Origin of the sequence: Mycobacterium sp. IS-1590 (assembly GCF_001500025.1) — a bacterium.
Taxonomy (GTDB): Bacteria; Actinomycetota; Actinomycetes; order Mycobacteriales; family Mycobacteriaceae; genus Mycobacterium.
The window spans coordinates 104,839-129,738 of the sequence record NZ_LQIW01000034.1; the positions used below are offsets into that span (position 1 = coordinate 104,839).

At 68.2% G+C, this 24,900-nt stretch carries 24 protein-coding genes; 10 read left to right on the forward strand and 14 right to left on the reverse strand.

The annotated features are described in order from the left end of the window. Positions 1-5: 5 nt before the first annotated feature. Positions 6-911, reverse strand: coding sequence for a TIGR01777 family oxidoreductase (locus tag AU197_RS18125; protein ID WP_064404070.1), 906 nt, complete (start codon positions 909-911; stop codon positions 6-8). 19 nt (positions 912-930) lie between these two features. Beyond that, complete coding sequence (gene sucB, locus AU197_RS18130) at positions 931-2,781, reverse strand: 2-oxoglutarate dehydrogenase, E2 component, dihydrolipoamide succinyltransferase (protein ID WP_064404071.1); 1,851 nt, start codon at positions 2,779-2,781, stop codon at positions 931-933. Between the two features lie 158 nt (positions 2,782-2,939). Between sucB and AU197_RS18135 the strand changes: the two genes are divergently transcribed. After that, on the forward strand, positions 2,940-3,296 hold the full coding sequence (locus tag AU197_RS18135) for a hypothetical protein (protein ID WP_064404072.1): 357 nt from the start codon (positions 2,940-2,942) through the stop codon (positions 3,294-3,296). Positions 3,297-3,347: 51 nt separating this feature from the next. Next, positions 3,348-5,117, forward strand: a complete 1,770-nt coding sequence (locus AU197_RS18140; RefSeq protein ID WP_064404073.1) for an SDR family oxidoreductase — start codon at positions 3,348-3,350, stop codon at positions 5,115-5,117. Between the two features lie 70 nt (positions 5,118-5,187). On the opposite strand, the gene AU197_RS18145 is transcribed toward AU197_RS18140, so the two are convergent. Then, positions 5,188-6,711, reverse strand: coding sequence for a leucyl aminopeptidase (locus AU197_RS18145; RefSeq protein WP_064404074.1), 1,524 nt, complete (start codon positions 6,709-6,711; stop codon positions 5,188-5,190). Between the two features lie 17 nt (positions 6,712-6,728). Beyond that, positions 6,729-7,814 carry an adenylate/guanylate cyclase domain-containing protein gene (locus AU197_RS18150; RefSeq protein WP_064404075.1) on the reverse strand — a complete coding sequence of 362 codons (1,086 nt, stop codon included), beginning with the start codon at positions 7,812-7,814 and terminating at the stop codon, positions 6,729-6,731. Between the two features lie 45 nt (positions 7,815-7,859). Here AU197_RS18150 and gcvT point away from each other — a divergent pair, with 45 nt between their 5' ends. Together gcvT and AU197_RS18160 are read left to right on the forward strand one after the other, a co-directional pair. Further along, positions 7,860-8,954 (forward strand): glycine cleavage system aminomethyltransferase GcvT, encoded by a 1,095-nt coding sequence (gcvT, locus tag AU197_RS18155; protein ID WP_064404491.1) that lies wholly within the window; start codon positions 7,860-7,862, stop codon positions 8,952-8,954. Positions 8,955-8,976: 22 nt separating this feature from the next. Continuing rightward, positions 8,977-10,083, forward strand: coding sequence for a branched-chain amino acid aminotransferase (locus AU197_RS18160; RefSeq protein ID WP_064404076.1), 1,107 nt, complete (start codon positions 8,977-8,979; stop codon positions 10,081-10,083). 21 nt (positions 10,084-10,104) lie between these two features. Here the strand turns inward: AU197_RS18160 and AU197_RS18165 are convergent, their stop codons facing one another. From AU197_RS18165 to AU197_RS18185, 5 genes are all read right to left on the reverse strand, one after another. Continuing rightward, complete coding sequence (locus AU197_RS18165; RefSeq protein ID WP_064404077.1) at positions 10,105-10,437, reverse strand: DUF732 domain-containing protein; 333 nt, start codon at positions 10,435-10,437, stop codon at positions 10,105-10,107. 96 nt (positions 10,438-10,533) lie between these two features. Continuing rightward, positions 10,534-11,256, reverse strand: a complete 723-nt coding sequence (locus AU197_RS18170; RefSeq protein ID WP_064404078.1) for an adenosylcobinamide-GDP ribazoletransferase — start codon at positions 11,254-11,256, stop codon at positions 10,534-10,536. 3 nt (positions 11,257-11,259) lie between these two features. Further along, positions 11,260-12,315, reverse strand: a complete 1,056-nt coding sequence (gene cobT, locus AU197_RS18175; RefSeq protein WP_064404079.1) for a nicotinate-nucleotide--dimethylbenzimidazole phosphoribosyltransferase — start codon at positions 12,313-12,315, stop codon at positions 11,260-11,262. Next, the gene (locus tag AU197_RS18180) at positions 12,312-12,842 is read right to left on the reverse strand and encodes a bifunctional adenosylcobinamide kinase/adenosylcobinamide-phosphate guanylyltransferase (protein ID WP_064404080.1); all 531 of its coding nucleotides are present in this window, start codon (positions 12,840-12,842) and stop codon (positions 12,312-12,314) included. Before AU197_RS18180 ends, cobT begins: the two co-directional genes overlap by 4 nt. Positions 12,843-12,847: 5 nt before the next feature. Beyond that, positions 12,848-13,534 carry a DUF3043 domain-containing protein gene (locus AU197_RS18185; RefSeq protein ID WP_064404081.1) on the reverse strand — a complete coding sequence of 229 codons (687 nt, stop codon included), beginning with the start codon at positions 13,532-13,534 and terminating at the stop codon, positions 12,848-12,850. 135 nt (positions 13,535-13,669) lie between these two features. On the opposite strand from AU197_RS18185, the gene AU197_RS18190 reads away from it, so the two are divergent. Then, on the forward strand, positions 13,670-14,044 hold the full coding sequence (locus tag AU197_RS18190) for a HesB/IscA family protein (RefSeq protein ID WP_064404082.1): 375 nt from the start codon (positions 13,670-13,672) through the stop codon (positions 14,042-14,044). Between the two features lie 16 nt (positions 14,045-14,060). Here AU197_RS18190 and AU197_RS18195 read toward each other — a convergent pair whose 3' ends face one another. Continuing rightward, positions 14,061-14,693, reverse strand: a complete 633-nt coding sequence (locus tag AU197_RS18195; protein WP_064404083.1) for an Rv0361 family membrane protein — start codon at positions 14,691-14,693, stop codon at positions 14,061-14,063. A 131-nt stretch (positions 14,694-14,824) separates the two neighbouring features. Between AU197_RS18195 and AU197_RS18200 the strand changes: the two genes are divergently transcribed. Further along, positions 14,825-15,799 (forward strand): carbohydrate kinase family protein, encoded by a 975-nt coding sequence (locus tag AU197_RS18200; protein WP_064404084.1) that lies wholly within the window; start codon positions 14,825-14,827, stop codon positions 15,797-15,799. Here AU197_RS18200 and asnB read toward each other — a convergent pair whose 3' ends face one another. Then, on the reverse strand, positions 15,800-17,731 hold the full coding sequence (gene asnB, locus AU197_RS18205) for an asparagine synthase (glutamine-hydrolyzing) (RefSeq protein WP_064404085.1): 1,932 nt from the start codon (positions 17,729-17,731) through the stop codon (positions 15,800-15,802). It abuts the gene before it with no gap. 128 nt (positions 17,732-17,859) lie between these two features. On the opposite strand from asnB, the gene ctaC reads away from it, so the two are divergent. The 4 genes from ctaC to AU197_RS18225 all read left to right on the forward strand — a co-directional run bounded on the left by ctaC (position 17,860) and on the right by AU197_RS18225 (position 21,104). Beyond that, positions 17,860-18,927 (forward strand): aa3-type cytochrome oxidase subunit II, encoded by a 1,068-nt coding sequence (gene ctaC / locus AU197_RS18210; RefSeq protein ID WP_064404086.1) that lies wholly within the window; start codon positions 17,860-17,862, stop codon positions 18,925-18,927. 9 nt (positions 18,928-18,936) lie between these two features. Continuing rightward, positions 18,937-19,356: a cytochrome c oxidase subunit 4 gene (locus AU197_RS18215; protein WP_064404087.1), complete on the forward strand. Its 420-nt coding sequence runs from the start codon at positions 18,937-18,939 to the stop codon at positions 19,354-19,356. Positions 19,357-19,569: 213 nt separating this feature from the next. After that, the gene (locus AU197_RS18220; protein WP_064404088.1) at positions 19,570-20,433 is read left to right on the forward strand and encodes an MmpS family transport accessory protein; all 864 of its coding nucleotides are present in this window, start codon (positions 19,570-19,572) and stop codon (positions 20,431-20,433) included. Continuing rightward, positions 20,433-21,104: a DUF2561 family protein gene (locus tag AU197_RS18225; RefSeq protein ID WP_064404089.1), complete on the forward strand. Its 672-nt coding sequence runs from the start codon at positions 20,433-20,435 to the stop codon at positions 21,102-21,104. Before AU197_RS18220 ends, AU197_RS18225 begins: the two co-directional genes overlap by 1 nt. 31 nt (positions 21,105-21,135) lie before the next feature. On the opposite strand, the gene qcrB is transcribed toward AU197_RS18225, so the two are convergent. From qcrB to qcrC, 3 genes are read right to left on the reverse strand one after another with little or no spacing between them, the layout of a single operon-like run. Further along, positions 21,136-22,845, reverse strand: coding sequence for a cytochrome bc1 complex cytochrome b subunit (gene qcrB, locus AU197_RS18230; protein WP_064404090.1), 1,710 nt, complete (start codon positions 22,843-22,845; stop codon positions 21,136-21,138). Then, positions 22,842-24,056 (reverse strand): cytochrome bc1 complex Rieske iron-sulfur subunit, encoded by a 1,215-nt coding sequence (qcrA, locus tag AU197_RS18235; protein WP_064404091.1) that lies wholly within the window; start codon positions 24,054-24,056, stop codon positions 22,842-22,844. Before qcrA ends, qcrB begins: the two co-directional genes overlap by 4 nt. Then, entirely contained in the window at positions 24,053-24,874 is an 822-nt protein-coding gene (gene qcrC / locus AU197_RS18240) for a cytochrome bc1 complex diheme cytochrome c subunit (RefSeq protein WP_197415597.1), read from the reverse strand. Before qcrC ends, qcrA begins: the two co-directional genes overlap by 4 nt. Between the last annotated feature and the right edge of the window lie 26 nt (positions 24,875-24,900).

Consider the following 24,900-nt stretch of genomic DNA (forward strand, 5'->3'; position numbering starts at 1 on the left):
CGACGCTACTCCGGGCGCGCGGTGGCGAAGGCCAACGCCTCACCAATGGTGTTGTGGTGGAAAACGAATCCGGCCCGCTCGAGCGCGGCCGGGATGGCGCGTTGACCGCCGAGCAGACCCTCGTCGGCGAACTCGCCCAGCGCGGCGCGCAACGCGAACCCGGGCACCATCAGCGGTGTCGGGCGATTGACCGCGCGGCCCAACGCCGTCGTGAACTCGGCGTTGGTGACGGGCGCCGGTCCGGTGAGGTTCACCGGCCCGGACAGGTCGTCGTGCGATATCGCGAACAGCAGCGCCCGGATCTCGTCCTCGAGGCTGATCCACGGCATGTACTGGCGGCCGTTGCTCAGTCGAGCGCCCAGACCCAGGGAGAACAGCGGCTTGAGCCTGCCGAGCATCCCCCCGGCCTGCGCCAACACCAGCCCCGACCGCACGAGCACCACTCGGGCGCCGTCCTGGCGGGCGGGCCAGGTGGCCGCCTCCCAGTCCACGCACAGGTGTGCCAGGAACCCGTCGCCTGCGGGGGCGGTCTCGTCGGTGATCTGCGGCCCGGTGTCGCCGTAGTAGCCGACCGCGCTGGCGTTGATCAGTACCGGCACCCCCGCCTCGGCGACCGCGGTCGCCAACACCTCGGTCGGTCCGATGCGGCTGTCACGCAGGCTCTGCTTGAAGGCGCCCGACCATCGCTTCTCGCCGACGTTCACCCCGCACAGGTTGACCACGCCGTCCACCCCGGCCAGCATCGCGGGATCGAATTCGCCGGTGTCGGGGTTCCAGAACACCTCGTCGGCGTTCGACGGCGCGCGCCGGACGATCCGCAGCACCCGGTGGTGGGTGGCGCGCAGCGCGTAGACCAGAGCCGTGCCGATCAGACCGGATGATCCCGCGATCGCAATGACGGGTTCGGACACGAGATCCTCTGGAGGTGTTCTAGAGACCGAGATCGGCCTCGAATGCGCCTTCTTCGAGGCGACGCTTGACGGTGGTCAGGAAGCGTCCGGCGTCGGCGCCGTCGATCAACCGGTGATCGTATGTCAGCGGCAGGTAGCACACCGAGCGCACGCCGATCGACTCGTTGCCGAACTCGTCGGCGATCACCCGCGGCCGTTTGACGATCGCGCCGGTTCCCAGCATCGCCGCCTGCGGCGGAACCAGTATCGGCGTGTCGAACAGCGCGCCCTGGCTGCCGATGTTGGTGATCGTGAACGTTCCGCCGGACAGTTCGTCGGGCTTGAGGTCACCCGAGCGGGCGCGCGCGGCGATGTCGGAGATCGCGCGGGCCAACCCGGCCAGCGACAGATCTCCGGCGTTCTTGATCACCGGCGAGAGCAGACCCTGCTCGGTGTCGACCGCGATGCCGAGATGCTCGGCGTCGTAGTAGGTGATCTCCTTGGTTTCCTCGTTGTAGCTGGCGTTGACGTTGGGGTGCGCCTTGAGTGCGTCGATGACGGCGACGGCGATGAACGGCAGGTAGGTCAGGTTCACGCCCTCGCGTTCGGCGAAACCGGCCTTCGCCCGCGCGCGCAGCGACACGATCCTGGTCATGTCGACCTCGTGGGTCTGCGTCAATTGCGCTGTCGCCTGCAGGGATTCGCGTGTCTTCTTCGCCGTCAGCTGCCGGATCCGGGTGGCCTTCTGGGTGGTGCCACGCAGGTGCGCAAGCGAAGCCGCCGACGCATCGGAGCCCGCGGGAGCCGTCGCCGCCGCAGCCGATCTGCCGGGAGACCCGGCCGCCTTCTCGGTCGACTCCGCCGGCGCCTTGCCCGCCTCCGCGGCCGCGAGCACGTCCTGCTTACGGATGCGGCCGCCGACCCCGGTGCCTTTCACGCTCGCGAGGTCAACGTTGTTCTCCGCGGCCAGCTTTCGCACCAACGGGGTGACGTAGGGCCCCGACTCGCTCGCCGGCTGCGGCTCGGACTCGGGTTCCGGTTTGGGCGCGGGCTTCTTGTCTTCCTTGGGCTCGGGCTTGGACTCCGACTTCGGTTCCGGCTTGGATTCCGGCTTCTTCTCTTCCTCCGGCTCGGGTTTCTTGTCTTCCTTGGGTTCGGGTTCGGGTTCGGGCTCCGGCTCAGGTTCCGGTTCGGCTTCGGCCTCGGCGTCGGCATCACCGATCTTGGCCAGCTCGCCGCCCACCTCGACGGTGTCGTCCTCTTCCGCGGTGATCGAGATCAAGGTGCCCGCCACGGGAGAGGGAATCTCGGTGTCGACCTTGTCTGTCGACACCTCGAGCAGCGGTTCGTCGACTTCCACGCTGTCGCCGACCTTCTTGAGCCAGCGGGTCACCGTGCCTTCGGTCACCGACTCGCCGAGCTCGGGCATCAGCACCGGCGTGGCCTCGCCCGAGGACTTCTGGGGCTTGGCCTTGGGTTCGGGTTCTGATTCCGGCTCTTCTTCCGTCTCTTCGGCGGCGGGCTCGGACTGCGCGGCCGGCTCCTCGGCCGGCTTCTCCTCTTCGGCGGGCTGCTCCTGGTCTTCGGACCCTTCGTCTTCGTCCTGCGACGCGTCCTGCGAGTCGTCCGAAGCTCCGGAGTCGCCGTCCTCGTCGGCATCACCGATGACCGCCAATTCACCGCCCACCTCGACGGTGTCGTCCTCCTGGGCGATGATCTTCTTCAGCACACCGGAAGCGGGCGCGGGGATCTCGGTGTCGACCTTGTCGGTGGAGACTTCGAGCAGCGGCTCATCTTGTTCGACCGTGTCACCCTCTTGCTTGAGCCATCGGGTGACAGTCCCCTCGGTAACGCTCTCACCGAGTGCGGGCATCTGAACGGAGATGGCCATTGATTGACTCCCTCGCTCCCTTGAACGGTCGTCAGTCGTGCTGGGTGATTGTCTGCATACCCATCCTGTCACGTCCGGACGCGCAGTTCGCCGCAGACCGTCCGACGCACTCCTCTGGCACTATCGGAAAGAGGTGATCGGAGGGAGCGCGGACGCGAGTGGGAGTCCTCGACAGGTTTCGGCGCGGAAAGCGTAAAGGCGCGGGTTCGGGTGGCGACCCCGCCGCGGATCTGAACTATCTCCGGCAGTGGGTCGCCACGCACACCGGGGTGGAAGCATTCGTGGAACCGAAGACCACCGTCACCGACGTCACCGTGGTGCTGGTGGCCGCCGATGGGGAGTGGACGCGGCGGCGCGCCGGGGGAGACGCCGGCGCCCGGCGGTTGTCCGAACGGTTGAAGATCCCGGTCTACGACGTACAGAAAGTCGGCTATCCGCAACGGATGCGGGACTACGACGAGAAACGTCGCATCGAGCGCCGACGCGCAGCGCGACGGGAGCTCGACGAGCGCTGACCATCGACACTGCTACGGTACCGGCGGTCCCACCAATTCACGGGAGGTGTGATGGGGGAGAACGCGCAGCAGCGGTTCGTCGACAGCACGGATGACGTGCGGATCGCGGTCTACGAAGAGGGCAACCCCGACCGTCCCACGCTGGTTCTCGTGCACGGGTGGCCCGATACGCACGTCCTGTGGGACGGTGTGGTGCCGCTGCTGTCGGACCGCTTCCACATCGTGCGCTATGACAACCGCGGTGTAGGGGAATCAACTGGGCCCAAACGGGTTTCAGCCTACCGCATGTCTGCGTACGCGGACGACTTCGCAGCGGTCGTCGCCGCTGTCAGCCCTGGCGAACCGGTGCACGTGCTCGCCCACGACTGGGGCTCGGCGGCCATGTGGGAGTACCTGGCCCGTCCGGGCGCCGTCGACCGGGTCGCGTCGTTCACCTCGATCTCGGGTCCGAGCATCGACCACCTCAACATCTTCATCACGGCCAGCCTGATGCGTCCCTGGCGTCCCCGTCGCTTCGTGCACGCGCTCAGCCAGTTCCTGTCCTTCGCCTATATGGGGTTCTTCTCGATTCCGGTGGTGGCTCCGCTGGCGGTGCGCGCCTTCGTCGCCGAGTTCGTGCGCCAAATCCTGTTGGTGCGCGACGGCATCCCGCGCGAGCAACTGCACCATTCGGAGACCTACAAGGCCGACGCCGCGAAGGGCGTCAAGGTTTACGGCGCCAACTACCTGCGGTCGATGGGGCCGGGGCGCAAAGACCACTACGTCGACGTCCCGGTGCAGCTGATCGTCAACACCAGGGATCCCTTCGTGCGCCCGCACGTCTACGAGGACACCGCCCGATGGGTGGCGCGGCTGTGGCGTCGCGACATTGCCGCCGGGCACTGGTCGCCGATGTCGCATCCGCGAGCCGTCGCCAGGTCGGTCGAACAGCTCGTCGACTATCTCGAGGGCAACCCACCCGCGCGTGAGCTCCGACGCGCCCAGGTCGGCCGGCCACGCGAATACTTCAGCGACACACTGGTTTCCGTCACAGGCGCGGGTAGCGGCATCGGCCGTGCGACCGCGTTGGCGTTCGCCCGCGAGGGCGCCGAGATCGTCGTCAGCGATGTCGACGAGGGCACCGTGAAGGAGACCGCGGCCCAGGTCGCCGCGCGCGGTGGAATCGCGCACGCCTACACCGTCGACGTGTCCGACGCCGACGCCGTCGAGCGGTTCGCCGAGAAGGTGTGTGCAGAGCACGGGGTGCCCGACATCGTCGTCAACAACGCCGGTGTCGGACACGCGGGCATGTTCCTGGACACCCCGCGCGAGGAGTTCGACCGCGTGCTGGCCATCAACTTCGGCGGAGTCGTCAACTGCTGCAGGTCCTTTGGCCGCCGACTGGTCGATCGCGGGCTTGGCGGGCACGTCGTCAACATCTCCTCGATGGCGGCCTACGCACCCCAGCAGTCGATGAACGCCTATGCCACGAGCAAGGCGGCGGTGTTCATGTTCGGCGACTGCTTGCGCGCGGAACTCGATCAGGCCGGCGTCGGCCTGACCACGGTGTGCCCGGGCGTCATCGACACCAACATCGTCCACACCACCCGGTTCGACACGCCCGCCTCCAAGCGGGACAAGGTCGAAGCCCGTCGCGCGCAGCTCGAGAAGGCGTTCTCCCGGCGCCGCTACGGGCCGGACAAGGTCGCCAACGCGATCGTCTCGGCGGTCAAGAAGAACAAGCCGATCCGCCCCGTCGCCCCGGAGGCCCACATCGTCTACGGCGTCGCGCACCTGCTGCCGCAGGTGATGCGCAGCACCGCGCGCGGCAAGGTCGTCTAGCGCCGAAGCCGACGTATTGGCTGCTTTTTGCGAGTAAAAGCCGCCATTTTGTCGGTCTCGGCGGAAGGGTCTACCCGCTCGCGGCTATATCTTCCAGGACCGCGAACATCGTCCGCGTCGGCACACCCGTACCACCCTTGCCGGTGTACCCCCACGGACCTCCGGTGTTGTACGCCGGGCCGGCGATGTCGATATGGGCCCACTGCACGCCGTCGGGCACGAACTCGCGCAGGTAGGTCCCCGCGACGAGCATGCCGGCAAAGCGCGAGCCGCTGACGTTGGCGAGATCGGCGACCGTCGACTTGAGATCGTCCTTGAGTTCCTCGGGCAATGGCATCGCCCACGCGTTCTCGCCGACCGCCTGCGAGAGCCTCGCCACCCGGTCGCGGAACTCGTCGCTGCCCATGACCCCCGGGGTCCGGGCGCCCAGCGCGACGGTCTGGGCGCCGGTCAGCGTCGAGGTCTCGATCAGGTAGTCGGGCTTGTCCTCACCCGCGCGCACGATTGCGTCGGCCAGGATCAGCCTGCCTTCGGCGTCGGTGTTGAGCACCTCGACCGTGATGCCGCCGTACTGCGTCAACACGTCGCCCGGGCGCTGCGCGGTGGCCGACGGCATGTTCTCGGCCATCGGCACCGTCGCGATCACGTCGATGGGCAGCTTCTGCTTGGCCGCCAGCACCACCGTGGCGATGACGGCCGCCGCGCCGCCCATGTCCGAAGTCATGTGGTGCATGTTCGCCGCGGGCTTGATCGAGATGCCGCCGGTGTCGAAGGTGATGCCCTTGCCGACCAGCGCGACACGCTTGCCCTTGCGCTTGGCGCCCTTGTGGGTCAGCCGCACCAGTCTCGGTGGCCGCGACGAACCCTTGCCGACGCCGATGATGCCGCCGTAACCGGCCTTCTCCAATGCCTTCTCGTCGAGGACCTCGACCGACAGTCCGGCCGCTTCGCCCAAAGCCTTTGCGCGCCGGGCGAACTCGTCGGGGAACAGGTGGCTGGGCGGGGTGTTGACGAAATCGCGGGCGGTGGCCACCGCGGTCGCGATGTCGGCGGCACGTTGTGCGGCCTCCTTGGTGCCGGACTTGGTGTCGGGGGCCAGTGCGGTGATCTCGCGCAGGCCGGCGTCCTTGGGTGCGGTCTTGTCGCTGCGGAAGTCGCTGAACCGGTATGCGCCGAGAATCAGGCCCTCGACCGCCGCCGCGAGGTCCACACCCGACAGCGTGGTCAGCGCCGACTCGGTGCCGTTGAGCGAACGAGACGCCACACCCGCCGCACGGCGGACGAGATCGGCCGGGTAATCGTCGCGCTGCTTGCCCAGCCCGACGGCCAGCACGCTTCCCACCGGAAGCGATGGCGGTGCGACGACGCGTGTGACCTGCTCGCTGCCGCCCTTGGCGCCCAGCGCCGCCAGCGCGGACTCGATCTCGGCGACGGCCGAGGAGTCGAGGAACGGACTGGGCATCACCTTCGCCGCTGTGTCGTCGTCCCCGTTCACCACGGGAACGATCAGCACCGAGCCGTCGGCTTTGCGTTTGGGCAGCGACGTGGCGACGGTGACGGTCGGGGTCTGGTATCCGGAGGTTGCAGGGCTCACGAATCCCCACCCTAGCTTCAGCGGCCGGCGTGAAGGTCGTAGGCCGTGACCGGGCCCTCGAACCCCTTGAGCGTCAAGGGTTCCAGCTGAGCCGCAGGGTGGTCGGGCAGCGCGTCGCGCACATCACGCGCGGCCAGCACCTGGCCGGGCGCCGCGGCGCTCACCAGCCGCGCTGCCAGGTTGACGGGGGTACCGAAGTAGTCGCCTCCGATCGAGAGCACCAGCCCGTAGCCCAGCCCGGCGCGCACGCCCAGACCGCTCTCGCGGGCCCTCGGATACTCGACCAGATCGGTCGCGACCTGGACCAGCTGCTCCGGGCTCGCGTTCACCCACATCACCTCGTCGCCGATGAACTTGACCACCCGGCCGCCGTCGCCGTGCACCACATCGCTCACCGCGCCGCTGAACTCGACCAGCAGATCCGACAGCTCCGTCGGGCTCAACCGCTGGGTCAGCACCGTGAACCCCGACAGGTCGGCGAACCCGACGCCGCAGGTCACCATGGCCGACGCATCGTGGATGACGTCCTCGAAGTACGCCCTGGCGCTGGTGATGTGGTGGCGCCACACCGAGTCCATCAGCGCCGAGATGCCGGGCACGAGCGCGGCGACCGAGCGGTAGGCGCGCGCGGTGGTGAGCTCGTCGTGGGTGTGCGTCATCAGCAGGTCGGGCTGGGCGAGTCGAATCATCGTTCCGCTGGCCTCGGCGAGGCGCGCCATCGCCGCGCCGATGATCCGCAGGAAGTTGAGCGCGGCGTCGGGGCCCGTGACCGAGCTGATCGTCCGCCACGACTCCAGCGCGTCGATGTCGGCGCGGCTCAGCGCGGGCACATCGTCTCCGGCGACGCGCAGACCGAGCGCCTGCCAGGCCTGGGCGAGGTCGGCGAGCGGGACGTCGAGCTGCTCGGCGGCCGCCCGCAGCGTGTATGTCGGCGGCCCCGACCACTGCAGGACGTCGCCGGCCAGGCCGAAGAGCCGGCCACGGCGCTCGGCATCGACCATGTCCTCGGCGGAGAAGCCCAGCGAGTCGAGGTAGGCGATCAGTCCGGCGCGCGCATGCGCGTCGGCGATCCCGGCGGCTTGCAGCGCGTCGAGGTCGACCACCTGCACAAGTGTGCCAACTCCGCGGCCCCATTAGGGTGGATCGGCGTGACCGACGTGTTGAAGGGCCCACTGGAAGACCGCCACCGCGAACTGGGGGCGAACTTCGCCGAGTTCGGCGGCTGGCTGATGCCCGTCTCGTACGCGGGGACGGTCAGCGAACACAGCTCCACTCGCAACTCCGTCGGGCTGTTCGACGTCAGCCACTTGGGCAAGGCGTTGGTGCGCGGGCCGGGCGCGGCCGAGTACATCAATTCCGCGTTCACCAACGACCTGCGCCGGATCGGCCCGGGCAAGGCGCAATACACGTTGTGCTGCAACGACTCCGGTGGGGTGATCGACGACCTGATCGCCTACTACGTCTCCGACGACGAGATCTTCCTGGTGCCCAACGCCGCCAACACCGCCGCGGTCGTCCAAGCGCTGCGCGAGCGGGCGCCCGCAGGCCTCACGATCACCGACGAGCACCGGTCCTACGCGGTGCTGGCGGTCCAGGGGCCGAAATCGGCCGAGACGGTCGGCGGTTTGGGATTGCCCACCGACATGGACTACATGGGCTACGCAGATGCCGAGTTCGCCGGGGTACCCGTGCGGGTCTGCCGCACCGGTTACACCGGCGAGCACGGTTACGAGCTGCTGCCGCCGTGGGACCGTGCGGGCGTGGTCTTCGACGCGCTGTTGGAGGCAGTCACGGCCGCAGGTGGCGAGCCCGCGGGTCTGGGTGCCCGCGACACCCTGCGCACCGAGATGGGATATCCGCTGCACGGCCACGAACTGTCGCCGGACTTTTCGCCATTGCAGGCCCGCTGCGGGTGGGCCATCGGCTGGCGCAAGGAGGCGTTCTGGGGGCGCGACGCGCTGCTGGCCGAGAAGGAGACCGGCCCGGCCCGGCTGCTGCGCGGTGTGAAGGCCGTCGGCCGCGGAGTGCTGCGCGCCGACCTCAACGTGCTCGACGGTGACCGGACCGTGGGCGTGACGACATCGGGAACCTTTTCTCCCACATTGAAAGTCGGCATCGGACTGGCGCTGATCGACACCGCGGCCGACATCACCGACGACGACCGCGTCGCCGTCGACGTCCGCGGTCGCGCGGTCGAGTGCGAGGTGGTCAAGCCCCCGTTCGTCGCGGCAAAAACCCGGTAGCGCGCGGATATACAATCGCTGCATGACTGACGGCCCCCTCGAGTTCACGGTTGAGCGCAACGCGAACCGGGCGAGCGACGAGGTACGGGCGTCGATCCTGGCCGACCCCGGATTCGGCCGCTATCACACCGATCACATGGTCGCGATCGACTGGCACAAGGGTCAGGGCTGGCACGACGCGCGCGTGCTCCCGTACGGACCGATCGAACTCGACCCGTCGGCGATCGTGCTGCACTACGCGCAGGAAATCTTCGAGGGCCTCAAGGCGTACCGCTGGGCGGACGGGTCGGTCGTGTCGTTCCGGCCGGAGGCCAACGCGCGTCGTCTGCGGACGTCGGCTCGGCGGCTCGCGATCCCCGAACTGCCCGACGATGTCTTCATCGAGTCCTTGCGCCAGCTCGTCGCGGTCGATGAGCAATGGGTCCCGCCCGCCGGTGGTGAAGAGTCGCTGTATCTGCGGCCGTTCGTGTTCGCCACCGAGCCCGGACTCGGTGTGCGCCCGGCGACCGAATACCGCTACATGGTCATCGCCTCGCCGGCAGGCGCGTACTTCACGGGCGGTATCAAACCGGTTTCGGTGTGGCTGTCCACCGAATACGTGCGGGCCTGCCCGGGCGGCACCGGCGCCGCCAAGTTCGGCGGCAACTATGCCGCTTCGCTGCTCGCCCAGGCCCAGGCCGCGGACAACGACTGCGACCAGGTGGTGTGGTTGGACGCCGCCGAACGCCGCTATGTCGAGGAGATGGGCGGGATGAACCTGTTCTTCGTCTTCGGCAGCGGCGGGTCGGCACGCCTGGTCACGCCCGAGCTGAGTGGCTCCATCCTGCCCGGTGTGACGCGAGATTCGTTGCTGCAGTTGGCATCCGATGCGGGGTTCACCGTCGAGGAACGCAAGATCGACGTCGACGAGTGGCAGAAGAAAGCGGCTGCGGGCGAGATCACCGAGGTGTTCGCGTGCGGGACCGCCGCGGTGATCACCCCCGTCGGCACCGTCAAGCACGCAGAAGGCGAGTTCACCATCGCCGACGGCGGGCCGGGGGAGATCACGATGGCGCTGCGCGACACGTTGACCGGGATCCAACGGGGCACGTTCGCCGATACGCACGGCTGGATGGCCCGACTCGGCTGAGCCGGGCCACCCGCCCCACCGTCAGCCGATCAGGCTCTCGTGCTCGGGGCAGTAGGACGCGATCGCGGCCCCGACGAAGAACGCGGAGTCCTCGAAATCGAGCTTGGTCACGTCGGAGACCTCGGTGATCGCGGCGCTCAGGTCACCCCCGTGATCGATCACCGAGCATGCGTCGTGCGCGACGCTGATCGCCTCCGCGTTGGAGGGCGGCTTGATGCCCTGCTGGTTGATGACCTCGATGAACGTGTCGTCGACGGTGTTGGCCGCCGCGGCTGCCGCGGTCATGACCGCGGCGGTGCCCAGCGCGCCGACGGTGGCGGCGACGGCAATGGTGATACGGCTCAGATCGAACATGTCACGGTTCCTTTCGGTGGTGGGGCCCTCGCGGGTACCGAAAGGCTGCGATGTTGCCCTTGGCGGATTCTTGGCGACTTCTTGAAACGGGCCGGCTCAGCGGATGGCGAGGCCCAGAGCCGTGATCGTCGTCGTCAGCTCGATCGCGGCGCCGAGCACGTCGCCGGTGATCCCGCCGAAGCGCCGCACGCAGTGCGCCACGAGCACCGCGCCGCACGCGAGCCCGGCGACGACGGCCAGCGGCCCCTGCCAGGGTCGGGGGCCCGCCAGCGCGGCCAACCCCGCCACGGCGACGGTCCACGCGACGATGACCACCGACGACTGGGTGCCCGCCACCCGTGCGCCCAGCGCACTTCCCGCCGCGGCAGGCACGCCCCGACGGCACGCCAGCACCGCCGCCACCCGCCCGGACGTGACCGCCACCACCAGTCCGATGGCGGTCAAGCCGCCGAACGTGAAGGCCTGCGTCAGCATCGCCAGAACCACCGCGGCCACGCCGAAGGGGCCCGCCGAGCCGTCCCGCATCACCTCGAGGGCGCGCTGCGCCGGGCCGTAACAACCCAAACCGTCGGCGGTGTCGGCGAGTCCGTCGATGTGCAGGGCGCGCGTCGCGGCCACGACGAAGGCCACCGCCAGAACCCCGGCCAGCGCTTCGGACCCGAATGCCCACGATCCGGCCCACACCGTGACCGCCGCCAGCCCGCCGATCGCCGCGCCGGCCACCGGCAGCGCCGTCAACGCGCCGCGACCGACCGCAGCCGTACTGCGTACCGGTGCGATGGTGCCGAACGCGAAAGCCCCTGCAAGCGAACGGATCACGCGCTAGCTCTCCCGGGGCACACGCGTGATGCCGGCCTCGTCGAAAGTCGCCATCGACGACAGCGTGGCCACCGCTGCTCGCACAATGGGCAGTGCGACGGCGGCCCCGGTGCCTTCGCCGAGGCGCATGCGCATGTCGACGATCGGTTCGAGTCCCAGCCGGTTCAGGGCCACCTCGTGGGCGGGTTCGGTGGACAGATGCCCGGCCTGCCACCACTGGCGGGCGCCGGGAGCGAGGCGTTCGGCCAGCAGTGCTGCCGCCGTCACCACCAAACCGTCGAGCAGCACCGGTGTCCGTCGCACCGCCGCCTGCGCGCAGAACCCGGCGATCGCTGCGAGGTCTGCGCCGGCGCAGATACGCAGCAGCCCAACGGGATCGGAGAGGCTGTTGCGGCACCGGTACAGCGCGTCACGGACGGCGGCGGCCTTGCGCGCCCAACCCGTGTCGTCGACACCGGTGCCTCGTCCGACCAACACGACGGGCTCGGTGTCGGTGAGCGCCGCAATCAAAGCCGTTGCCGGAGTGGTGTTTCCGATACCCATGTCGCCCGCGATCAGCAGGTCGGCACCCGAGTCGACCTCGTCGTCGACAATGCGGCGGCCGGCCTGTAGTGCGGCGGCGACCTCATCGGCGCTCAACGCGTCTTCGACCGTGATGTCGCCGCTGCCCCGACGTATCTTGTGCGCGCCGATCGACGACGAATGCGGCTCATCGGTGTCGACCGCGATGTCGACGACCCGCACGCTCGCGCCCGCGGCCTCGGCGAGCACGTTGATCGCCGCGCCGCCCGCGTCGAAGGTGGCGACCATCTGCGCGGTGACGTCCGGCGGGTAGGCCGAAACCCCTGACGAGGCGACGCCGTGGTCGCCGGCGAACACCACCACCCGCGGGCGTGCCAGCGGCCGAGGCGGGCACACGCCCTGGCACGACGCGATCCAGACCGCGAGCTCTTCCAGCCTGCCAAGGGACCCCGGGGGTTTGGCGAGTTGGTCCTGGCGCGCGCGGGCGGCGGCCGCGGCCTCGGCGTCGGGTGGCTGGACGGCGGGAAAGTCCGTCACACCGGCTCCTTGACGGCCAGTGGCTGGCCGGCGACGACGAGCACGACCCGGTCGCAGGCCGCGGCGAGGCGCTGGTTGAGCGCTCCCAGTTCGTCGGCGAAGCGGCGACCGGCCGCCGTCGCCGGTACGACGGTCAGGCCCACCTCGGGGCTGACCATCGCCAGCGGAGCGGGGAAGCCGCCGACCGCGTCGAGCAGGTCTTCGACGTCCGCCGCGACCGAGCCGCCGGTCCACGCGCCCGATCGGTCCATCGCCGCGGTCAGCCATGAACCGATGTCGTCGATCAGGGTCGCGACGGCGTGTGTGCGCAATTGCGTTGCCACGTCGGTGGTTTCGACGGTGGACCACCGATCCGGGCGGCGCGTTCGGTGGGCCGCCACCCGGGCCGCCCACTCGGGATCATCGGTGGGCGAAGGTCCGGTGGCGAGGTAGCACGCCGGCTGCGCGCCGGTCGCCTCGTCGGCGAGCGCGGCCTCGGCCCACTGCGACTTACCTGACCGGATGCCGCCGAGCACCAGGGTGCGCACCGGGCTCAGGTGACCTTGTCGCCGCGGTTCACCTGCGGGCGCGGTGCGCGCATGCGACGCAGCTGCGAGGCGCGGCTGGCCGCGTAGAAGCCGAGTTTCCAGCCGCCTTCGGTGTTGTTCGGGAACTTCTCGTCGACCAGCCGGTTGACCCGCCGACCGAGGATGAAGCCGTCGATCACCATGATCAGCACCAGCACGAGCATCGCGGGGGAGAGCAGGCGCTGCACCTGGACCGAGGGCACCGCGAGCATCACGAAGATCAGACCGAGGGCCGACGGCATGAACAGCCCGAGCACGTTGCGGCGGGCGTCCACCACGTCGCGGACGTATCGGCGCACAGGTCCCTTGTCGCGGGGGAGCAGGTAGGCCTCTTCGCCGGCCATCATCCGTTCGCGGCGCTCGTTCATCTGCTCGCGACGCGCCGCCTTCTCCTCGCGGCGCTCCTCGCGGGTCATCGTGTTGCGCATCTCTTTGCGGCGGCGACGCGCTTCGGCCGCCGTCATCGGGGCCGGTGCCACCGGGCCGCGCTTGCGGGCCGCCTGGGTGCGCTTGGGGGTCGGCCTGCCCTTGGGCGGGGTGGTGCCGCCAGGCCGGGCGGTTGCCGCGGCTTCGGCGCCGGTGTTCTCCGACACATCGGCGCCCGATGCGTCGGCGGTCGGCTTGTCGTCTTTCTTGCGGCCCAGCAGCTTCACGCCTGCCAGGTTACTTCTGTCGTGAGGGGCGGCACTGCCTGGGGAGGAGGGCTGGGGACAGAACTCGGGAATAGCGTCGAGACGAGGTACCGTTGACTGGTACGCGCCACGACAATGAGGCCTACAGGAGACGTAATGACAGTTCAGGAAGAGTCGGCAGGAACCCCCGGGACGGCCACCGCCGCCCACGGCGTGATCCTGACCGACGCCGCTGCCGCGAAGGCCAAGGCGTTGCTGGACCAGGAGGGCCGTGACGACCTCGCCCTGCGCATCGCCGTGCAGCCGGGTGGATGCGCCGGACTGCGCTACAACCTGTTCTTTGACGACCGGTCGCTCGACGGTGACCTGTCCGTGGAGTTCGGCGGCGTGAACCTGACGGTGGATCGGATGAGTGCCCCCTACGTGCAGGGCGCGACCATCGACTTCGTCGACACGATCGAGAAGCAGGGTTTCACCATCGACAACCCCAACGCCACCGGCTCGTGCGCCTGCGGCGACTCGTTCAACTGACGTTCGACCCGTTCGGTCAGTACTGCCCCGACGTGCGCGGCAGGTAGGAGCACACCAGGATCTCGTTGTCCTGCGCCAACAGCTGAGCGACGGCCTGTTGTTCCCGGGTGTCGCTCTGTTCCCGGCGCGATCCGCCCGCCGGCGTCACCCGCATGGTGAACAGCACCTGCGCCTGGTGGGGCGACGGCTGGACGATCTTGTCGATCGATATCACCTCGGCCTGCCTGTACTGCTTGCGGAACGCATCACCCGACAAGCGCGCCAGCGCCAGGTCCGAGCGCTTCTCCTTCACCGCATCGAACAGCCCACACAGGGTGTGGCGGGCGACGCTCTCGTCGTCACCGTTGGTCAGGGCGTCCAGGTAGTCCTGGATAGCGGCGGTTGCGGAGGATTCGCTCAGCGCGGTGGAACCGGCCGGCTCCTCGTTTCCGCCCGCCATCGCGATGATCGCGACGACCGATGCGACCAACGCGACGACCACCACCGCTGCCAGCACGATCGGCCACTTCCTCTTCTTGCGGTACGGCACCGGCGGCGGCAGCATGCCCGGATACGCCGACGGCACATTTTCCGGATACGGAAGAGATTGCGGATACATTTGCGGGCCGGTCGGTCCAGCGCCGTATTCGGGCGGGTACGGACCGGTCATAGAGTTGCTCCCCCGAGATGTACGTAGGAATGTGCCTGTCTACAGTGCTGTTTACGAGGCGGGCGTGTCTTTTGTAGGCAGGTTAGCGCACTACAATTACCTAGGCGACTTAACAATGAAGGGTGTAGTTCGTGACAATTGCGGTGACCGGATCGATTGCGACCGACCATCTGATGCGGTTCCCCGGAAAATTCTCCGAACAGCTCCTGCCCGACCACCTGCAGAAAGTCTCGCTCAGCTTCCTCGTCGACGACCTCGTCATGCACCGCGGCGGCGTGGCGGGCAACATGGCCTTCGCCATCGGCGTGCTCGGCGGTGACGTCGCGCTCGTGGGCGCCGTCGGCCGCGACTTCGACGACTATCGCAGCTGGCTGGAAGCCGTCGGCGTCGACACCGAGAGCGTGCTGATCTCCGAGGACGCCTACACCGCGCGGTTCGTGTGCACCACCGACGAGGCCATGGCGCAGATCGCGTCGTTCTATCCCGGTGCGATGTCGGAGGCGCGCAACATCTCGCTGGCCGAGCTGGCGAAGCGGATCGGGGACCCCGAGCTGGTGATCATCGGCGCCAACGACCCCGAGGCGATGTTTCTGCACACCGAGGAGTGCCGCAAGCTCGGCCTGCCCTTCGCCGCCGATCCCTCCCAGCAGCTGGCACGGCTGTCCGGTGAGGAGATCCGCCGGCTGATCGACGGCGCCACTTATCTGTTCACCAACGACTACGAGTGGGACCTGCTGCTGCAGAAGTCGGGCTGGAGCGAGGCCCAGGTGATGAGCCAGATCGGGTTGCGCGTCACCACGCTCGGCCCCAAGGGCGTCGACCTGGTCAGCTCCGACGGCACCTTCATCCACGTCGGGGTGGTGCCCGAGAAGCACCAGGCCGATCCGACCGGCATCGGCGACGCGTTCCGGGCCGGCTTCCTGACCGGTCGCAGCGCCGGGCTGAGCCTGGAGCGGTCGGCGCAGCTCGCCTCGCTGGTGGCCGTGCTCGTGTTCGAGGCGCCTGGCCCGCAGGAGTGGAGCTGGAACCGCGACGAGGCGATCCAGCGCCTCGGCGACGCCTACGGCGACGAAGCGGCCACCGAGATCTCGCAGGCGCTCAAGTAGCTACAGCTGCACCGGGTAGGTCGGCTCGCCGATCTGCGGGGTGATGCTGTGCTCGACGAAGATCGCGTGCCACAGCATGAAGACCAGCACGGTCCACAGCCGGCGGCTGTGATCGCTTGTGCCGTCGCGGTGTTCGTCGAGCATCGTGCGGACCGCCGCAAGGTCGACCAGCTCGCCCGCCTGCGACGAGTTGACCATCGAGTACGCCCAGTCCTGCAGTTCGCCTGCCCGCAGCCAGTGCCGGATCGGCACCGGGAAGCCCAGCTTGGGCCGGTTGAGCACGTGCTCGGGAACGATGGGTTCCAATGCCCGTCGTAATGCGAATTTCGTTGTGGCCCTGGTGATCTTCTGGTCATACGGCAGGCGGGAAGCGACGGCGAAAACCTCGGGGTCGAGGAAGGGCACCCGCAGTTCGAGCGAATTGGCCATCGTCATCTTGTCGGCCTTGACCAGGATGTCGCCGCGCAACCAGGTGAACAGGTCGACGTGTTGCATGCGCGCGACCGGGTCCCAACCCTGCGACGCGGCGTACACCGGCGCGGTCACGTCGGTATGCGTCCACTCCTGGCGGAACCGGGGAAGCACCGCGCGCAGTTGCTCGTCGGAGAAGCTGCGCGCATTGCCGTAGTAGCGCTCCTCGAGCGTGAGCGAACCGCGGTGCAGCAGGCTCTTGCCGCGCATCCCCTCGGGCAGCGGGCGCGACGCCCGCCCCAGCGACCGCCGCACCGACCGCGGCAGGTATTCGAATGGCTTCAGCGACAACGGTTCCCGGTAGATGGTGTAGCCGCCGAACAGCTCGTCGGCGCCCTCGCCGGAAAGCACCACCTTGACGTGCTTGCGGGCTTCGCGGGCGATGAAGAACAACGGCACCAGCGCCGGGTCGGCGACGGGTTCGTCGAGATACCAGACGATTTCGGGCAGCGCGTCGACGAACTCCGACTGGCTGACGACCTTGGTCACATGCCGGGCGCCGATCGCCTCTGCCGAGGCGACCGCGACGTCGACCTCGGAGAAACCCTCCCGTTCGAACCCGGTGGTGAACGTGATCAACCGCGGGTTGTGCCGCATGGCCAGCGCGGCGATCGCCGTCGAGTCGATGCCGCCGGAAAGGAACGCGCCCACCGTCACGTCGGCACGCATGTGCTTGGCGACCGAATCCTCGAGCACCGCGGTGATCTCGTCGTAGCGGTGCTGTTCGCGGCCCGCGGCGAACGGCACAGGGGAGAACCGGGGGTGGAAGTAGCGGGTGACCTCGAGTTCGCCGCCCGGCCGCACCCGACCGTAGCTGCCCGACTCCAGCCGCCGGATCCCGACGTTCAAGGTCTCCGGCTCGGGGACGTACTGCAGCACCGTGTAGTGCTGAACGGCCCGCTGATCGATGTCGAGATCGAGGTCCAGTTCCTCGGTCAGCTCGAGCAAGCACTTCTTCTCGCTGCCCGCCGCCGTGCCGCCCGGGCCGGTGGCCAGGTAGAGCGGCTTGATGCCGAACGGGTCGCGCGCGCAGAACAGCTCGCCGACGACGGTGTCCCACAGCGCGAAGGCGAACATGCCGCGAAGCCTGGTGAGCGCGTCGGTGCCCCAGTGGTGGTACGCCGCGATGATCGTCTCACCGTCGCCGTCGGTGTTGAACGTCACGCCGTGCCGGGCCGTCAGCTCCTCGCGTAGTTCGAGGTAGTTGTAGATCTCGCCGTTGAACACCAGCACATAGCGGTCGGGCGTGTCCGGCGGTCCCCACCGCAGGGGTTGGTGGCTGTGGGCGATGTCGATGATCGACAGCCGGTTGAAACCGAGCACCACCCGGTCATCGGACCAGGTCCCCGGCTCGTCGGGGCCGCGATGACGCATCAGGTGCGACGCGCCGGACACCGCGTCGATCAGCGCGGGGGAGACGTCAGCGGACGGGTCACGTACCAGGGCCAGCAGTCCGCACACGGCGCCAGTATGCCTAATGGCGAGGTGTGTTGAGACCTGCACCCGGGCGTGGTCTACGCTGCGTAGTATTCGCTCCAGAAATTGACCGCACCGCGGTCGCGCGTCACTGACTTCTAGGAGGCTCCAACGTGACACCTCGCGGGCTGAAGGCGGTGGCGCGGACCGCGTCGCTGGCAGTCGTCCTGGGTGCTACGGCGTTGCTGCTCAGCGGTTGCAGCTGGTCCGAGGTGCTGGGCCTGGGTTGGCCGAAGGGCATCACGCCCGAAGCCCACGTCAACCGCGAACTGTGGATCGGTTCGGTGATCGCCTCGTTGGTCGTGGGTGCCATCGTGTGGGGACTCATCTTCTGGTCCTCGGCGTTCCACCGGGCCAAGAAGACCGACACCGAGTTGCCGCGCCAGTTCGGTTACAACATGCCGCTGGAACTGGTGCTGACCGTCATCCCGTTCCTGATCATCTCGGTGCTCTTCTACTTCACCGTGGTGGTGCAGGAAAGGATGCTGCACGAGGAGTCGAACCCCGAGGTCGTCGTCGACGTCACCGCCTTCCAGTGGAACTGGAAGTTCGGCTACAACAAGGTCGACTTCTCCGACGGCACCTTCACCTATGACGGCGCCGACCCCGAGCGCGCGGCCGCCGTGGCCTCCGGACCCGAGGGTCTGGAGGGTGAGCACGGCGGCGAGGAAGGCTCACACCAGCCCGAATTCGGTGTCATCGCCGGTAAGCACCCGCAAGACCGCTCGTATCTGGCGTTCGACAAGGTCGAGACGCTGGGTTCCTCCTCGGAGATCCCGGTGCTCGTGGTGCCGTCCGGTAAGCGCATCGAGTTCCGGATCGCCTCCGCCGACGTCATCCACGGATTCTGGGTGCCGGAGTTCCTGTTCAAGCGCGACGTGATGCCGAACCCGCGGGCGAACAACTCCGACAACACCTTCCAGATCAGCGAGATCACCCAGACCGGGGCGTTCGTCGGGCGGTGCACCGAGATGTGCGGCACCTACCACGCGATGATGAACTTCGAACTGCGCGTGGTGGAGCCCAACGACTTCAAGGCCTATCTGCAGCAGCGCATCGACGGCAAGACCAACGCCCAGGCGCTGCAGGCGATCAACCAGCCGCCGACCGCCGTCACCACCAAGCCGTTCGACACCCGTCGCGGTGAACTGGCGCCCCAGCTCACGCAGGCCAGCAAGTAGGGACACCACATGCATATCGAAGCCCGGCTGTTCGAGTTCCTGACCGCGTTCTTCGTTCTCGCCGCCATCGTCTACGCGGTGCTGACCGCGATGTTCCAGTACGGCGGCATCGAATGGGCCGGCACCACCGCGCTGGTGTTGACCGCCGGCCTGACGCTGATCACCGGTACGTTCTTCCGGTTCGTCGCACGGCGCCTGGACACCCGCCCCGAGGACTACGAGGACGCCGAGATCAGCGACGGCGCCGGTGAGCTCGGTTTCTTCAGCCCGCACAGCTGGTGGCCGGTCATGGTCGCGCTGTCGGCATCGATCGCCGCGGTCGGGGTGGCGCTGTGGCTGCCGTGGCTCATCGTGGCAGGCGCGTGCTTCGTGATCACGACGGTCGCGGGTCTGACGTTCGAGTACTACACCGGTCCTGAGAAGCACTGACCCGTCGAACCTGCCGCCGTGCCGAACGGCGCGGGCGGACAGGGCCTCAGCCAAGGTCACAATCGGACCACCAGTTGCGTCGGGAACCGTGGCGGGTGATCACGCCCGGTTACGGGGTTGGGTAGTGTTGCCGAGGCACGGTCAGTCGCCGCCGCTGAGCCGGGAGTCTGTGGCGTGCCGCGCCGGTTGAGTAGTCGAGAAGGATAGGCGTACATGAGCGGGCCGAATCCCCCGGATGACGAAGGTTCGGATATCCGGGAGCCGAGTCGGGAGTCGGACCAGGCCGGCGGTGACCAGCCTGCGCCGGATAGCAGCGATACGGACTTTTATTCGCGGGCGTACTCGGCGCCGGAGTCCGAGCAGTTCACCGCGGGCCCGTACGTGCCGGCCGACTCGTCGCTGTACGACTACGACAACTATGAGCAGTCCGAGCCGGTCGACCAACCCGCACCGCCACGGTGGCCGTGGGTCGTCGGCGTGGCGGCGATCATCGCGGCCATCGCGCTGGTGGTCTCCGTTTCGGTACTGGTGACGCGCACCGACACCGACAACCTCGCGATACCCGAGACCTCGACAACGACCGTGGCGCCGCCGGTTCAGGACGAGATCACCACGACCACGCCGCCGCCGCCTCCGCCGCCTCCGCCGCCTCCACCGAGCGAAGAGCCACCGCCGCCGCCGCCCGAGACCGTGACGGTGACTCAGGAGCCGCCGCCTCCGCCGCCCGCACCCGTCGAACCGCCGCCACCGCCGCCGGAGACCACGCCGCCGCCGGCGCCGCCCCCACCCACGACGACCCGTTCGGGCCCGCGACAGGTCACCTATTCGGTGACGGGAACCAAAGCACCGGGAGACATCATCACCGTGACCTACATCGACGCGTCGGGCCGTAGCCGGACCCAGCGCAACGTCTACATCCCGTGGTCGTTGACCGTGACCCCGATCTCGCAGTCCGAGGTCGGCTCGGTGCAGGCGTCGAGCCTGTTCCTGGTCAGCCGGCTGAACTGTTCGATCACCACCAGTGACGGCACCGTGCTGTCGTCGAACACCAACAACGCCGCACAGACCAGCTGCTGATGACGTACGAAACCGACGCGTCGGGGCGCTCGCGGTTGACCCCGGCACTGGACCCCAGCGAACTCGACCGCACCGATCGCATCCTGCTCGGCTCGTGTGCGGCGATCTGGCTGGTGGCCCTGGGGACCGGGGTCGCCGCGACGGTGGCGCTGGTGGACCTCGGGCAGGGGCAGACGGAGCCGTCCGGGGATGCCGGGACGCCGTGGCTGCTCTACACCGTCATCGGGATCTCCGCGCTGGTGATCATCGGAGCGGTCCCGCTGCTGTTGCGCGCCCGACGGGACGCGCTCGCCGAATCGCCGCAGCCGCAAGGGGCGGGCCCCGCACCCGCCGCTTCACCGGCCCCGGGTCGGGCGCGGCCGATGGACCCCACACCGCCCACCGAGAAGTTGTCGTACGCGGCGCCGCGCCAGGAGCGCACGCTCGAGGCTCCGGAGCCGCCGTCCACGGCCGTGGAACTGCTGTGGCTGCGCTGCGCGGTGGCGATCGCCTGCGCGATCGGCATCGCCATGGTGGCGATCGGTGTGGCCACCTATCTGATGGCGGTCGACAGCAATGTCGCGGCCTGGGTCTTTTATGCGCTGACCGCCCTGGTCACCCTCGCCATGCCCGTCGTGCCGTGGTTCTACCTCAAAGAACTACGCGCCCTGCTCGATCAGCAGGGCGCGTAAGTCCTTCTTCGGTAATTTGCCGGGGGCGGCCTCAGTGGTGCCCGTTGGACGAGTCTCCGTCCCGCGAGCCATGTCCGTTCGACGAGCCGCCGCGCGCCTGGTGCTCGGCCAGCGCGGTGAGCGCCTTGCGCTCGCCGGCGTGCAGAGCCGCGGTGAGCGCCTCGTGCTCCTCGATCGGATCGGCCGTGAGGAAGCTGCCGGTGCCCGGCGCGCCCGCGGAGCCCAGCTTGTTCATCCGCTTCGGGATGGCAGCGCCCTGGTACTCCAACGGAATCGGATGACCATGCTCGTCCACCGGACCGAGCGGCTGGTGCAGCTCGATGTAGGCACCGTGCGGCAGCCGCTTGATGATGCCGGTCTCGATGCCGTGTTCGAGCACCTCCCGGTCGCTGCGCTGCAGGCCGACAGCCCAGCGGTAGGCGATGTAGTAGACGATCGCGGGTAGCACCACCATGCCGATGCGGCCGATCCACGTCGTCGCGTTCAGCGAGATGTGGAACTTCAGTGCGATGATGTCGTTCATCGCGCAGAGCGTGAACAGCATGTACAGCGCGATCGCCGCCGACCCCAGCGCGGTTCGCACCGGGGCGTCACGCGGACGCTGCAGCAGGTTGTGGTGCGCGGTGTCGCCGGTGAGCTTCTTCTCGATGTACGGGTAGGCGATCAGCAGCGTGAACACCAGGCCCATGAACAGGGCCACCCAGGTGGACGCCGGGACGGTGTAGTTGCCGAAGTAGAGCTCCCACGGCGGGAAGATACGCGCCACACCCTCGGTCCACATCATGTAGAAGTCCGGCTGGCTACCCGCCGACACTTGAGATGGCTTGTACGGCCCCAGGTTCCAGACCGGGTTGATCGTCAGTAGCCCGCCCATCAGGCCGAGGATGCCGACGGTCATCGCGAAGAAGGCGCCGGACTTCACCGCGAACACCGGCATGACGCGCACGCCGACGACGTTGGTCTCGGTGCGTCCCGGGCCGGGGAACTGGGTGTGCTTCTGGAACCACACCAGGGCGAGGTGAAGTCCGATGAGCGCCAGCATGATTCCCGGGATCAGCAGGATGTGCAGTGCGTACATCCTGGGAATCCAGAATCCGTCGGTCGCACATTCGTATCCGACACCGCCGCAGGGGAAGTCGCCGCCGAACAAGGCCCAGTGCAACCAGGTGCCGATCACCGGCATGCCGAGCGAGATCGATGAGAGCGCGGCGCGCAGTCCGATGCCGGACAACAGGTCGTCGGGCAGCGAGTAACCGAAGTAGCCCTCGAACATCGCCAGGATCAACAGCAGGGCGCCGATGACCCAGTTGGCCTCGCGCGGGCGCCGGAAGGCGCCGGTGAAGAAGATGCGAGCCAGGTGCACCATGATCGCCGCGGCGAACAGCAGTGCGGCCCAGTGGTGTATCTGACGGACGAACAGTCCGCCGCGGACCTCGAAGCTGATGTCGAGCGTCGACTCGTAGGCCTTCGACATCTGGACACCGCGCAGCGGCTGATACACGCCGTCGTAGGTGACCTCCGCCATCGACGGGTCGAAGAACAGCGTCAGATACACGCCCGTGATCAGCAGCACGATGAAGCTGTACAGCGCGATCTCACCGAGCAGGAATGACCAGTGGGTCGGGAACACCTTGTTCAGCTGGCGGCGCACCGCCGCGGACGGGTGGTAGCGGGAATCGATGGCATTCCCTTGGCCCGCCGCGATTTCGGCGAGGTTCGGTTTCGGCAATTTCGGACTCATGCTGTTTTCCGTTCCCAGAAGGCCGGCCCGACGGGTTCGATGAAGTCGCCGTTGGCGACGAGATACCCGTCCTGGTCGATGGTGATGGGCAGCTGCGCCAACGCGCGCGCAGCCGGGCCGAATATGGGTTTAGCGAAGTGCAACGCGTCGAACTGCGACTGGTGGCACGGGCAGAGAATGCGATACGACTGCTGTTCGTAGAGCGAAGAGGGGCAGCCCAGGTGTGAGCAGACCTTCGTGTAGGCGAACAGGTCGCCGAAGTTGAAGCTCTCCTGACCCTTGCGCTTGACCACCCGGGGCAGATCCTGCGCCTTGATCCTGATCAGCATGACGGGATTGCGCACACCCATCGCGATCTCGGCCAGGTGATGGTGCGACTCGACAGTCGTTCCGTCGCCGTCGGATTCGCGCCACGGGAACACCGTCTCCATGCCGCCGGCGTCGATATCCTCGGGTCGCATCTTGACGAAGGTGCCGCTGCCGGTGGAGCGGGCCAAGAAGATGGTCTCGCCCTCGTACCGCGGCGTCCACCCGGAGGTCCACAGCACGGCCTTCTTGCCTTCGGCGGTCTGAACGACGGGCTTCCACGGGTTCTTGATCAGACCGCCCGCGAACGCCACCAGCGTGCCCAGGCCGAACGCGCCGAGGCCGATACCCAGCGAGAGGCCGACCAGCTTGCGCCGCTTGATCGTCGAGCCTTCCAACGCATCGGTCAGGTTCGCCACGACCGTCTTGCGGTGGATCTCGGGGGAGGCGCCGTCATGGCGTTCCTGGATCGAGATCTCTTCGGGGATGAACTTCTTCTGGTACAGCACGGCACCGATGCCGATCGCCAGAATCGACAACCCGAACGTCAACCCGTACAGCGGCGTGGTGAGGCTGAAGATGAACTCGCCCTCGGAGCCGTAAGGCACGTACTCCCACGGCCAGAACAGGAAGACCAGCAGCAGGGCCAGGCCCGAAAAGCCGCCCAGCAGAAGCCAGTACGAGACCACCCGGCTGGCGCGCTTCTCGGCCTTGGTGTCGGGGACCGGCCAACGGTCTTCCTTGTAGACGATCTCGACGCCGTCGAGTTTGCCGCCGAGTTCGACCAGCTCCTCGCGCGTCATCGCTGCCAGTTCGGCGTCGGTGGGCTGACCGGGTACACCGGCCTGACCGGGTGCGTCGGTGCCCTTCGGGGTGTTCTCTGTGCCGTTGCCCGGCTCGCTCATGCTCGCGCTCCGATCCACAGGGCCGCAACGATGACGGCGACCATGCCGATGATCCAGGCCGCCATGCCCTCGGGCGCCGGGCCGAACCCGCCGAGGCCGTAGCCGCCGTAGCTCGGCGTCTCCGCCGACTCGCGGACGTAGGCGACGATGTCACGTTTCTCATCCGGCGACAGCTGCCGGTCCGAGAACTTCGGCATGTTCTGCGGGCCGGTGAGCATCGCGGTGTAGATCTGCGCGGGCGTGGCGTTGCCGAGGTCGGGTGCGTACTTGCCTGACGACAGGGCGCCGCCCTTGCCGGTGAAGTTGTGGCACGACGCGCAGTTCAGCCGGAACAGGTCGCCGCCACGGGCGACGTCATCGCCCAGCAGCGACTCCTGTGCGACGCGTCCGTTGTCGTCGCGCGGGACCACCGGTCCGCCGCCGTTGGCCTGCACGTAGGCGCCGAGCGCGTCGGTTTGCGCCTCGTCGAACAGCGGGGCCTTCTCCGGGGCCTGCGCCTCACCGCGCATCGCGGGCATACGCCCGGTCGAGACCTGGAAGTAGACCGCCGCCTCGCCGACGCCGATGAGGCTGGGGCCGCGGTCCGGCACACCCTGGAGGTTGACGCCGTGGCAGGTCACGCAGGAGGTGTCGAACAGCTGCTTACCCGTGCGCAACAGCGCCGACTGAGATTCATCGGCGACGGCGACCTGCGGCGTAGGCGTCAACGTGGCAGCCAGACCACCGGCGACGCCCAGTCCGAGCAGCAGCAGCACAGCACCTGACAGGCGCCGGCGTAGCCGACGGCGCGACTTGTCGGTCATCGAACTCCTTCTCATCGGATCGATCGGCACGACAAGCCGAT

Excerpts from the sequence above, each read along its gene's own strand:
- AU197_RS18165 (WP_064404077.1), bottom strand. The coding sequence starts at position 10,437 with ATGTTCGATCTGAGCCGTATCACCATTGCCGTCGCCGCCACCGTCGGC.
- AU197_RS18140 (WP_064404073.1), top strand. The coding sequence starts at position 3,348 with ATGGGGGAGAACGCGCAGCAGCGGTTCGTCGACAGCACGGATGACGTG.
- AU197_RS18195 (WP_064404083.1), bottom strand. The coding sequence starts at position 14,693 with ATGACCGGTCCGTACCCGCCCGAATACGGCGCTGGACCGACCGGCCCG.
- sucB (WP_064404071.1), bottom strand. The coding sequence starts at position 2,781 with ATGGCCATCTCCGTTCAGATGCCCGCACTCGGTGAGAGCGTTACCGAG.
- AU197_RS18225 (WP_064404089.1), top strand. The coding sequence starts at position 20,433 with ATGACGTACGAAACCGACGCGTCGGGGCGCTCGCGGTTGACCCCGGCA.
- AU197_RS18215 (WP_064404087.1), top strand. The coding sequence starts at position 18,937 with ATGCATATCGAAGCCCGGCTGTTCGAGTTCCTGACCGCGTTCTTCGTT.
- AU197_RS18160 (WP_064404076.1), top strand. The coding sequence starts at position 8,977 with ATGACTGACGGCCCCCTCGAGTTCACGGTTGAGCGCAACGCGAACCGG.
- qcrA (WP_064404091.1), bottom strand. The coding sequence starts at position 24,056 with ATGAGCGAGCCGGGCAACGGCACAGAGAACACCCCGAAGGGCACCGAC.
- AU197_RS18220 (WP_064404088.1), top strand. The coding sequence starts at position 19,570 with ATGAGCGGGCCGAATCCCCCGGATGACGAAGGTTCGGATATCCGGGAG.
- AU197_RS18190 (WP_064404082.1), top strand. The coding sequence starts at position 13,670 with ATGACAGTTCAGGAAGAGTCGGCAGGAACCCCCGGGACGGCCACCGCC.
- qcrC (WP_197415597.1), bottom strand. The coding sequence starts at position 24,874 with ATGAGAAGGAGTTCGATGACCGACAAGTCGCGCCGTCGGCTACGCCGG.
- qcrB (WP_064404090.1), bottom strand. The coding sequence starts at position 22,845 with ATGAGTCCGAAATTGCCGAAACCGAACCTCGCCGAAATCGCGGCGGGC.